Origin of the sequence: Ensifer sp. Root31, assembly GCF_001424825.1 — a bacterium.
Lineage (GTDB): Bacteria > Pseudomonadota > Alphaproteobacteria > Rhizobiales > Rhizobiaceae > Ensifer > Ensifer canadensis.
Map to the genome: position 1 here is coordinate 50442 of NZ_LMCO01000028.1, position 8234 is coordinate 58675.

An 8234-nucleotide genomic window follows, 5' to 3' on the forward strand; every position below is an offset into this window, starting at 1 on the left:
GCAAATCGATGCAGGTCATGACAACTATCGATCATTTCAATCTTCGCTCCTTCGATCTCAATCTCCTCGTCGCTTTCGATGCGTTGATGGCTGAAGGAAATGTTACGAAAGCCGCGCGACGCTTGAAAATCCAACAGCCAGCGATGAGCCATTCGCTTTCGACGTTGCGCGTGCTGTTACAGGACGAGTTATTCATACGCGTCGGACAGGTTATGCAACCTACCGCGCGAGCCCGGAGCCTCGCCGTGCCCGTGCGCAAGGCGTTGCGGCAAGCCCAATTGGCGCTGACAGGCGGCGAGGAGTTCGATCCGGCTACAGAGGAACGAATTTTTCGCATTGCAATGTCTCCGGAAATCGAACTCTTGCTTATTCCGGATTTGACGGCGCGTTTGCGACGGCTCGCTCCCGGCATCAAGATACTCGCGCGCGTCTTCCCGTACGAGGCGATGGAGCCTTCCCTTGAGGACGGGTCGATAGATCTTGCCGTTGGCTGCACCTATACCCTGACAAGCCGCCGATCGTTTGAGAAGCTTTACGAGACGGGAGTGGCTTGTTGCTTCAATCCAGACCTTATCGCACTGTCTAATCCCGTCGGACTTGACGAATATCTGTCCGCTGAACATTCGACTATATCCCAGAATGAAACCTTGCATGGGTGCATCAAAGATGCGCTGGAGATTGCGGGGGTGGATCTCAACGTTGTTGCAGCGGCACCAGGCTACATGTCCGTTCTGTCCGCGGCGCAGCTCAGCCCCGTCATAGCCACAGTGCCTGCGCGGATTGCCGAACGATACGGGCCGCTATTGGGATTGGAGGTCAGCCCGTTGCCAGTATCATTGACCTTCCCGCCCGTGAACATGGTTTGGGCAAAACACTCCGACAGCGACGCCGCAAATTACTGGGTTCGACAGCAGATCCGCGACAGTCTCGCGAGCAACGGCGTTGCCGATAGGTTTGAACGGCCTGTTGCCCCGATCTCCAACCCTTGAGCCGGCGGGAGCGCTGGGCGCGAGGCAGTTGACGGTGACCTTGGTGGGCGAGCCGGCCCGAACAGGCCCGCCTCGGACGCACTCGCAGACATTGGTGACTTCTGGCTGTTCGTCGTCTCTTGCGCTCAGTTGAGCTCTTGGGCGAGCCCGATGAGAAGTCCTTCAGGCCCACGGACGTAGCAGAGGCGGTAAGCGTCTCTATACTGGACTACTTCGCCTACGAGCTGCGCGCCGCGGGTGCGGAGCCTTTCAAGCGTCTCGTCAATGTCGTCCACGGTGAACATGACGCGCAGGTAGCCTAGGGCGTTAACCGGAGCGTTCCGGTGATCTGCAATCACAGGCGGGGAGAGGAAGCGGGAGAGCTCTAGCCGACTATGGCCGTCTGGCGTGCGCATCATGGCAATCTCGACATGCTGATCGCCCAGCCCAGTGACACGTCCAGCCCATTCCCCTTCGATCGTGGTCCGCCCTTCGAGCTCGAGGCCGAGTTCGCGAAAGAAATCAATCGACCCTGCCAGATCTTCGACGACGATTCCTACGTTGTCCATCCGCCTGAGCGCCATGTGTCCAATCTCCAATGTGTTGCTCCAGACTACAAGGTGTCGCTCGGTCCAACAACGGACGCTTGAATTGCCTCGTTTCCGGCGGCCATCGGACCTGTTTTCGCTGCTGCCCAGATCAGAAGCTCGGATCACGGGCCGTCCGCCGAATTGTCTTTTAGAAGCGAGCTCGAATCCACCGCGCGCAGATGTCCGACGTCGAGCGCATCCTGTTTTCGCAGCAGTCCTCATAAGCCACGAGCGGGCGATTCGCGGGCTCGTCATGAACACTGGCTTCAAAGTCTGTCGCCGGAGAGGCGCGCAGCATGACCTACGACGCGCAATTTCTTCCGCCCGGACTACGAGAGTCGACCTGCTGGACGAGGCCAGTCAGATCTAGCCTTGGACGCCTTGGATGCGGGTAGGCCGCGGTCTGACAAGCGTTCAAATACGCCCGCTGCGCGCAGAGGCGGCATTAGCGATATAGGCGCTGTATTATTTGCGCTTGCTCACCAACAAACTGAATAAGCGCTCGAAGCCGTGGAAGTCGTCGAAGATCCTGATGATACCCGAACCAAGTATCCCTTCCAGGGGGAGCCTCCGACACGTCGACACGCTTCAACCCCTCCATCGAGTCCCCCAGCGGCCTCGGAAGAACGGCCATACCTGCACCATCTGCGCATAACCGTGCCTGAACATCGCGATTATTGCTTCGCATGGAAACGTCCGCATTCGGGAATCGACTCTTAATCCAACCGACGTCGGGCATGCTTCCAAATGCCTCGTCCATAATGATCACACTAAATCCTGCTCCGGAGCCGGGCGAAGGGTCGTCCGATCCTTTGGCGACATACAGGCCATAGGGAATATGCAGTAGCTTGCGTGAAATGACTTCCGGCTCGGTGAAGGACCGTATCCGGAAAACCAGATCGGCTTCGCGACGCGCCAGGTTCAAAAGCCTGGCGTCAGTGAGAATCTCGATGATTACATTGGGATGCACACGTCTGAAGTCGGCAAGGATGGGGGCGAGAACATGGACGCCGAACCAGTCAGAGCAGGATATCCGCAAGGTGCCGGACAACGTGTTCTCGGTACCCGCAAGTTGGCGCTGGAGTGCGATCGCCTCCTCCTCCATCCGTTCGGCGTGCCCCATTACGACGGTGCCCTCATCTGTCAGGACAAACCCGTCCGGTGTGCGCTGGAACAGCGAGTGGCCGACCGCGGCCTCAAGGGTTTTTAGCCGTCTTCCCATAGTCGGCTGCGTCAGGCCCAACTTTCTCGCGGCCGCACCCAGCGTTCCTTCCCTCGCGATCGCAAGGAAAAGACGAATGTCGCTCCATTCCATCATCACTTACGACCCATTCAAAAATGCATGATCAACATACAATCTATATGATGTCCATTCGGAAGCTTCCAGAGCAAAGTGCTGACATCAAGTGAAAGGGATCAATCCTATGGGCACGATGAAAGCATTAGTTCTTGAAAATCACGGTACCGAATTCCGCGTCGCGCAGATTGCACCACCGGTTTCGGACGAAGGTCAGGTGCTCGTCCGCGTAAAGGCGAGTGGCGTAAATCCATTGGACACGAAAATCCGCGCTGGTGCAGCCGCTCACGCCCGTCATCCGCTTCCCGCAATCCTGGGTATCGACCTTGCTGGGATTGTTGAAGAAGTCGGTGTAGGCGTGACTGGGTTTCGCCGCGGAGATGAAGTCTACGGCATGACAGGCGGTGTAGCCGGCGTTCAAGGTTCGCTGGCAGAATTTGCGGCCGTCGATGCGCGGCTGCTGGCCATTAAGCCATCTCACCTTTCCATGCGTGAAGCGGCTGCGCTACCGCTCATCTTCATCACGGCGTGGGAAGGCCTCGTGGACCGTGTGGGCGTCCGGGCTGGCCAGAAGGTGCTCGTCCTCGGTGGCGGTGGCGGGGTCGGACACGTAGCAGTTCAGATTGCCAAATCGTTTGGCGCGGATGTCTATGCAGTCGATGTAGCGCGCAAGGCTGACTACATCAAGAGCCTCGATGCGACGCCGATCGACTATGCCACAGAAACAGTGGAAGAATACTCAGTCAAGTATACGCAAGGACAAGGATTCGATGTCGTCTACGACACCCTTGGCGGCGCTGGCCTGGACACTGCGTTCAAGGCAGTCGCCCGCTTTGGGCATGTGGTTAGCTGCCTCGGCTGGGGCTCGCACGCCCTCGCCCCGCTTTCATTCAAGGCGGCGACATACTCCGGCGTGTTCACACTGCTTCCGCTACTCACTGGCGAAGGTCGTGAGCATCACGGGGACATCATGCGGGAAGCAACGCGCCTTGCAGAAAGTGGTCAGTTGATGCCGCGTCTCGACGATCGGTCCTTCACACTTGAGAATGTGATGGCGGCCCACGAGCTGATTGAAGCCGGCAAGGTTGACGGAAAGCTCGTCATAGACATCGCTTAAAGGCCAGGGTCCCGCGTCATCATGGCCGGGACCCGTTTGCCTTGCAATCCCATCGAGTTCTGCATACACCCAGACGCGAGGATGTCCTTCTCTTTGTCTCGCTCGCAAAAGATCATGCGGGACGGCTTGGTGGAACAGATCTGGTGTGTCTGGTTTAGCAGCAAAGGACCTTTCGTTCGAACGGACCGTGATCCCGACGGCGAACAAGACTGCCTCCGCGCCGACGCGAGGTCTTCCATTCAACTTCGCCAGTCCCGATCGATGTGGCCTTCTTCGGCTTTATGAAAGTATTGGGAGCATACCAGCCAGCCTTTCAAAGGCCTCAACAGCACGACACATGCTGCCGTGGTTAAAGGTAGAGTTGAAAGATGTACCCAGAGCGAGGGCTCGAATGTCAGTTGGAGCCACAGAGCGAAAGCAAGCGCGGGAACGGCCACGATACTCATGGCGAAAAATGCGGGCCGTCCGCAGGGTCAGCGAACGCATAGTCCAGACCACTGACCTCACAAGACGGCGCCAATGACAGGAGCCCGTTAAACAGGTGTCCCCGTTGACAACGCGGACAACGCCCCTTGAATCCGGTGAGCTCAGGATTGGTAGTCTCGTTGTAGTCGATGGTCATGTATCCGTTCCCTCACCATCGAAATCGAGATGGATGTGCTGTTGACGGCTAGCTGGCCTCGGCCTTGGGTGGCAACGCCGCTGCAAACTCGTCACGAGACGTCGGGTTCCCGTCAATCATCTCGTAGACGGCCTTAGAGCGGCCAAGGGTTTCCATTAGCGAGGATGGCCCGGCGAAGGGTTGCCCGCCAATGTGCCAGCCATCGGTGTGAAGCTCCTCTATCAGAACCCAGGTAACGGAACGGAACGCCTCGGAGCCTTCGAACTTGACCATCACATCGGTGATCGCCTTCGCCAGCGCGTGTTTTTGGGTGCTTGTAAACACACCATCCACGAGTTTGATGTTCACAAAGGGCATCGTATTCTCCTCAAGGTTCTTTGGTTGGGGGAAAGGCGACAGGGCCGACCCCCATTAATCGAGGTCAACAACAAGTTTGCCATTGGCCTTTCGGGTCTCGATTAGCTCGTGGGCGCTGGCAGCGGTCTCGAGCGTAAATGTCCTCGGGTCGAGGCGTGGCGACACCTTCCCTGCCTCCACCAGTTTCGTAGCCTCCCGCATGATATCGCCATGGTGCTCACGCCCATCACCGGTCAGCAGTGGGATCAGAGTGAAGACACCAGAGTAGGTAGCAGACTTGAATGAGAGGGGAGCCAGGGCATGAGTTCCCCAACCAAGGCAACTCACCACATGTCCGAATCGGGCGACGGCCTTGAATGCGACGTCCAATCCCGCGCCGCCGACGGTGTCGTAAACGACATCGAATCCTTTGCCGCCTGAGTGCTTTGCAACGTAGGTCTCAACGTCATCGGAGGAATAGTCGATCGGCGTTGCTCCCAGGCTGCGGAGGTAGTCTCCCTTGCTCCCCGAATCGACGGCACACACGTTAGCTCCCAACGCCACTGCGATCTGGACAGCGATATGCCCGACGCCCCCGCCAGCACCAATTACGAGAACTGATTGTCCAGCCTGAACGTTCACTCGGTCGACGAGCCCCTCCCATGCAGTGATGAAGATCAGTGGCAGTGCCGCCGCTTCGCGCATTGAGATGTTCGATGGCTTGATTGCCAGAAGGCGCTCGTCAACCGCCGCGTACTGCGCAAGTGATCCTTGATTACCACCCACACCTCCGGCCATCCCGTAGACCTCGTCACCGGGAGAAAGCCTCGTCACACCCTCACCAACCTCCTTCACGACCCCGGCAAGATCGATTCCAAGTATCGCAGGCAATTCATGTCGGGCATGCGCCGCGGCTCCGGCACGGATTTTAGTATCCAGGGGATTCACACCGCTAGCCCAGATGCGAACCAACACCTCGCCAGACTTGGGTACCGGATGCTCCAATTCAGAAATCCGGAAAGGACCATTCGCGGCTTCGACCACCGCTGCTCGCATCGTCGGCATCTCGCGTCTCCTTGTAGCGTTCGTCGGGGGAGACTGTGCGCCAACTTCCTGGTGGCCGAAATCATATATACCTTTAGATGCGCGCTTTCGGCGAAGTGGCAACCGAGCCCGGCGGTTGCAATTTCAGGTTAGAGCTCTCGCCCTAATGGAAGATATGATTTCGGATTTTCAGCAGAGGTGTACCTTATAGGAAGAGCTGATCAGACATGATCGAGCGGGTCGTTGTCACTTGGTATCGGGAGCGAAAGTTTGAACAAGCTGCTCGACAAAGCCATCGTTGCTCATGGGGGGCTGACAAACTGGGGCGCACATAATGTTGCGAAGGCAACGGCTTTACTGGGTGGCGATTTATGTGTGAATTTTGGCAACCTGGCGCCTCGACAGATAACTGTCTTCCCGCAGCTGCAACGAGCGGTCATTGAACCCCTTGGATGCGTCAATTGCCGAAGCGACCTCGAACGCAACCGCTTGTCCATCCTGGGTGACGACGGCTCCCTTGTTACCGGAGTCGAGGACGTGCGTTCCGCGCAATTGCAATACGACTTCAAACTGCCAGTCGATGCATTGGTCGGAGTTTTGCTGGCATGCTCCACTGTTAGATCGTTTTTGACCGCTCCATTCCATTTAATGCTGGAAGGTGTCGAGGTATGTGAGCTTGTTCCCTGGAACGAAGGTGGAAACCAATGGCGGGTTCTCAGGGCCCAGTTGCCGCCGGACCTTGCAACCGCTGCCCGCGTACACGACTACTTCTTTGACGGCAACTTCCTCTTGCGCAGGCATGACTACCATGTCGATGGCGACGCGGGCATAACCATCACGGAATTGCTTTCTCACTACGAAGAGTGTCATGGGGTCAACATACCAACGAAGCTACGTGGGTACCCTCGCCTAGCAGACCTCACGCCCGATTTGTCTCGCTTGATGATATCCATCGATGTAAGCGGTCTGGAATTTTCGGTCGCCTAGAGTTCGCACCCACCCACGCAGTTGCAGGGGGCGGATATGGTGGACACTGGTGATTTCCGCCTCGGTCAAAAGGAAGAATGCGATGAAGGACCTCACGCGCTGTGTCGTGACACCCCACGTAAATGCCGAAGGCTTCGCAACGTTCGGGGTTGGAGTGCATCGTGCTTCAACGATCGTCTTCGACACCGCCGAGGATTACGCAAACCGCGGACAACGCGGACCTGACGGCTACAGTTACGGTCTTTACGGGACACCGACCACCAGAACGCTCGAGGCAAAACTGACAGCTCTCGAGAACGGTGCCAGAACATTCCTCGTGCCCTCGGGCCAGGCGGCCAACGCGATTGCGATGCTTCCATTTCTCAAGGCGGGTGACGGCATCCTCATAGCCGATTCCGTGTACCCCCGGTGCGCGATTTCGCCAATACGGAACTCGCGCGCTTCGGTATCGAGGTTGCCTACTACGATCCCGTCGATCCATCCGATCTCGTCGCTAAAATCAACGCCAGAACCAAGATAGTCTGGTGCGAATCTCCTGGGTCGACGACAATGGAAGTCCAAGATCTTCCCATTATTGCGGACATAGCCCATCGGCACGGGGCACTGGTTGGCTGCGACAATACCTGGGCGACACCTCTGAACTACAAACCCCTGACGCTCGGAGCAGACATCGTCACAGAGGGGCTGACCAAGTACATTTCGGGGCATTCAGACGTACTGCTGGGATCGTTGACGGTCCGCGACGAACAACTAACCGCTCCGATACGGTCAACGCTCGGACGAATGGGGATCTGCGTGTCACCGGATGACGCCTCTTTGGTCTTAAGAGGACTAGAAACGCTCGGCGTTCGCATGAGACATGCAAGTCAAGGTGCCCTGCAGTTGATCGAAAGGATACAGGCAGCGGAAATCGTGGAACGTGTTATCCATCCAGCATTGCCGACCGATCCTGGCCATTCGATCTGGAAGAGGGACTTTCTTGGGGCGTCAGGTGTCTTTGGCGTCGTTTTCAAAAGAGGCCTGTCCGATCGCGTCTCGCCTTCTCTCAATGTGCTCAAGACATTTGCGATAGGGGCATCCTGGGGCGGAATGCGCAGTCTCATTGCGCCCATGCCTGTCAAGGCCTACCGCACGGTGCGGAGGTGGGACGCAGATGATCTCGTCTTGCGCATAAGGTAACCGCCCGATTGGCACCGCCTGCCGGATAGCGCCTTGATGGCCTAAGACACGTGCTTAGCGACGTCGTTAGCGACGTGTCTTAGGCGAGGGTATG

At 57.4% G+C, this 8234-nt stretch carries 7 protein-coding genes and 2 pseudogenes; 4 read left to right on the forward strand and 5 right to left on the reverse strand.

Features of this window, described 5'->3' with window-relative positions; translation table 11 throughout:
• Positions 1 to 17 precede the first annotated feature (17 nt).
• A complete protein-coding gene (locus tag ASD00_RS23335) occupies positions 18 to 989 on the forward strand; it encodes a LysR family transcriptional regulator (RefSeq protein ID WP_057209208.1) in 972 nt (323 codons plus the stop codon).
• A 125-nt stretch (positions 990 to 1114) separates the two neighbouring features.
• Here the strand turns inward: ASD00_RS23335 and ASD00_RS23340 are convergent, their stop codons facing one another.
• Positions 1115 to 1552, reverse strand: a complete 438-nt coding sequence (locus tag ASD00_RS23340) for a VOC family protein (RefSeq protein WP_057209180.1) — start codon at positions 1550 to 1552, stop codon at positions 1115 to 1117.
• 451 nt (positions 1553 to 2003) lie between these two features.
• Complete coding sequence (locus tag ASD00_RS23345; protein WP_057209210.1) at positions 2004 to 2873, reverse strand: LysR family transcriptional regulator; 870 nt, start codon at positions 2871 to 2873, stop codon at positions 2004 to 2006.
• A 109-nt stretch (positions 2874 to 2982) separates the two neighbouring features.
• On the opposite strand from ASD00_RS23345, the gene ASD00_RS23350 reads away from it, so the two are divergent.
• On the forward strand, positions 2983 to 3972 hold the full coding sequence (locus tag ASD00_RS23350; protein WP_199196999.1) for a zinc-dependent alcohol dehydrogenase family protein: 990 nt from the start codon (positions 2983 to 2985) through the stop codon (positions 3970 to 3972).
• A 239-nt stretch (positions 3973 to 4211) separates the two neighbouring features.
• Here ASD00_RS23350 and ASD00_RS39155 read toward each other — a convergent pair.
• From ASD00_RS39155 to ASD00_RS23360, 3 genes and pseudogenes are all read right to left on the reverse strand, one after another.
• Positions 4212 to 4594 (reverse strand): annotated as a pseudogene (locus ASD00_RS39155) (DUF983 domain-containing protein).
• Between the two features lie 48 nt (positions 4595 to 4642).
• On the reverse strand, positions 4643 to 4951 hold the full coding sequence (locus ASD00_RS23355) for a 4-oxalocrotonate tautomerase family protein (protein ID WP_025431004.1): 309 nt from the start codon (positions 4949 to 4951) through the stop codon (positions 4643 to 4645).
• Positions 4952 to 5005: 54 nt separating this feature from the next.
• Entirely contained in the window at positions 5006 to 5995 is a 990-nt protein-coding gene (locus tag ASD00_RS23360) for a zinc-dependent alcohol dehydrogenase family protein (protein ID WP_057209184.1), read from the reverse strand.
• A 249-nt stretch (positions 5996 to 6244) separates the two neighbouring features.
• On the opposite strand from ASD00_RS23360, the gene ASD00_RS23365 reads away from it, so the two are divergent.
• Together ASD00_RS23365 and ASD00_RS42525 are read left to right on the forward strand one after the other, a co-directional pair.
• Positions 6245 to 6961, forward strand: a complete 717-nt coding sequence (locus tag ASD00_RS23365) for a hypothetical protein (protein WP_057209216.1) — start codon at positions 6245 to 6247, stop codon at positions 6959 to 6961.
• A gap of 82 nt (positions 6962 to 7043) precedes the next feature.
• A pseudogene (locus ASD00_RS42525) lies at positions 7044 to 8134 on the forward strand (PLP-dependent transferase); the annotation flags it as partial.
• Positions 8135 to 8234: the final 100 nt, after the last annotated feature.

Coding starts and splice junctions, on each gene's coding strand:
- ASD00_RS23335 (WP_057209208.1), top strand. CDS start 18: ATGACAACTATCGATCATTTCAATCTTCGCTCCTTCGATCTCAATCTC.
- ASD00_RS23340 (WP_057209180.1), bottom strand. CDS start 1,552: ATGGCGCTCAGGCGGATGGACAACGTAGGAATCGTCGTCGAAGATCTG.
- ASD00_RS23345 (WP_057209210.1), bottom strand. CDS start 2,873: ATGGAATGGAGCGACATTCGTCTTTTCCTTGCGATCGCGAGGGAAGGA.
- ASD00_RS23350 (WP_199196999.1), top strand. CDS start 2,983: ATGGGCACGATGAAAGCATTAGTTCTTGAAAATCACGGTACCGAATTC.
- ASD00_RS23355 (WP_025431004.1), bottom strand. CDS start 4,951: ATGCCCTTTGTGAACATCAAACTCGTGGATGGTGTGTTTACAAGCACC.
- ASD00_RS23360 (WP_057209184.1), bottom strand. CDS start 5,995: ATGCCGACGATGCGAGCAGCGGTGGTCGAAGCCGCGAATGGTCCTTTC.